We start from the raw sequence: 1,663 nt of genomic DNA on the forward strand, positions 1-1,663 counted from the left end.
CATTTAAGGCGTTGTGCCGGAGATTGCGGCTGATCGACCCACCGGTTACCGGTCGGCCACGCGCATCTCGAACCAGGTGGTCTTCCCGCGGGGCAGCAGGTCGACGCCCCAGCGGTCCGACAGTTTGTCCACGAGGAACAGCCCCCGCCCGCTGACGTCCATCTCCTGCACCGGCATCAGACAGGGCAGTCCGCGCGAGGGGTCCCGGACCTCTATCCGGATCCAGCCCCGCCGGCGTCGCATCCGCAGGCCGAACACCCGGGCCCCGGTGTGCCGTACCGCGTTGCCGACCAGTTCGGACACGAGCAGGACCGCGTCCTCGGTCAGCTTCGGGGTGAGCCCCCACTGGCGGAGGACGATCACCTGGGTCAGACGGCGCGCGGCCGCCGCGGACTCCGGACGGGAGGGCAGCGGAACCTCGGCCTCCGTCGGGTTTCCGAACAGTTCGAGGGCTTTCAGTGCGTGCTCGTCCTCGACCGCCGGAGACCAGCGCGCCGCCGTCGCACGGCCGTCTCCCCGCGGCTGTTCGAAACCCTCCAGCCCCGCCATGCCCCCATCATGGCCGCCCAGAGCGCGCTCCGGGGCCGTTCCCGGCGAATAGACCCCCCGGAATGCGGCGTTCCGGTGGAGTCGATCGGCATATGCCAACGGCACTTCGGCGCCCTCGACGGACCTTCTGACCTGCGGCGGAAGCTCACTGGGAGGCAATCGACGGACTCCCTCGACAAGACAGACTTAAGGTTGCGTTAAGGCTCCCATAAACCGTCCCATCGAGGGACCCGGATCAGACACCGCGTCAATTGCAAGGGGTTCAGAGGAATTTCGCCTTACCGGGGCCCTCCTCGACGAAGCTCTTCATTCCACGCTCGCGGTCCTCCGTGGCGAACAGGCCTGCGAACCAGTTCCGTTCCACCGCGAGGCCCGTCTCGATGTCGGTCTCCAGGCCCGTGTCGATCGACTCCTTCGCGGCGCGCAGCGCGAGCGCCGGGCCCTGCGCGAGCTTCGCCGCCCAGGCGTGCGCCTCGGCGTACACCTCGTCGGCGGGTACGACCCGGTCCACCAGGCCGAGTGTCAGCGCCTCGTCCGCCTTGACCATCCGGCCCGTGAAGATCAGGTCCTTCGCCCTGGACGGGCCGACGAGCCGGGCGAGGCGCTGGGTGCCGCCCGCGCCGGGGATCAGGCCGAGCAGGATCTCCGGCTGCCCGAGCTTGGCGTTCTCCGCGGCGATGCGGTAGTCCGCGCACAGCGCGAGTTCGCAGCCGCCGCCGAGGGCGTAGCCGGTGATGGCGGCGACGACCGGCTTGGGGATGCGGGCCACCGCCGAGAAGGAGTCCTGGAGGGCGCGGGCGCGCAGGACCATCGCGGTGTGGTCCATGGCCTGCATCTCCTTGATGTCAGCGCCGGCCGCGAACACCTTCTCCCCGCCGTACACGATCACGGCGCGCACGTCCTCGCGCCGGGTCGCCTCCTCGGCGAGCTCCTTCAGGCGGTCCTGGGTGGCCACGTCCAGCGCGTTCATGGGCGGACGGTCGAGACGGATGGTGCCGACACCGTCGGCGACTTCGAGATTCACGGTCATGCCAGCAGGTTAACGGCGACTAACGGGACTGACCCGGGTGCGGTGGCTCACAGTCGGCGGGGGCAGCGGTCCCCTGGGCAGGCG

The 1,663-nt window shown here is 69.9% G+C and carries 2 protein-coding genes; both read right to left on the reverse strand.

Features of this window, described 5'->3' with window-relative positions; genetic code table 11:
* Positions 1 to 45: 45 nt before the first annotated feature.
* Complete coding sequence (locus EHS43_RS44045) at positions 46 to 549, reverse strand: ATP-binding protein (RefSeq protein WP_185806672.1); 504 nt, start codon at positions 547 to 549, stop codon at positions 46 to 48.
* A gap of 262 nt (positions 550 to 811) precedes the next feature.
* Positions 812 to 1,579, reverse strand: a complete 768-nt coding sequence (locus EHS43_RS44050) for an enoyl-CoA hydratase/isomerase family protein (RefSeq protein WP_125195996.1) — start codon at positions 1,577 to 1,579, stop codon at positions 812 to 814.
* Between the last annotated feature and the right edge of the window lie 84 nt (positions 1,580 to 1,663).

It is taken from the genome of Streptomyces sp. RP5T (assembly GCF_003933965.1).
Classification (GTDB): Bacteria; Actinomycetota; Actinomycetes; order Streptomycetales; family Streptomycetaceae; genus Streptomyces.

Bases quoted from the DNA above. Each gene is read 5' to 3' on its own strand.
- EHS43_RS44045 (WP_185806672.1), bottom strand. From the start codon at position 549: ATGGCGGGGCTGGAGGGTTTCGAACAGCCGCGGGGAGACGGCCGTGCG.
- EHS43_RS44050 (WP_125195996.1), bottom strand. From the start codon at position 1,579: ATGACCGTGAATCTCGAAGTCGCCGACGGTGTCGGCACCATCCGTCTC.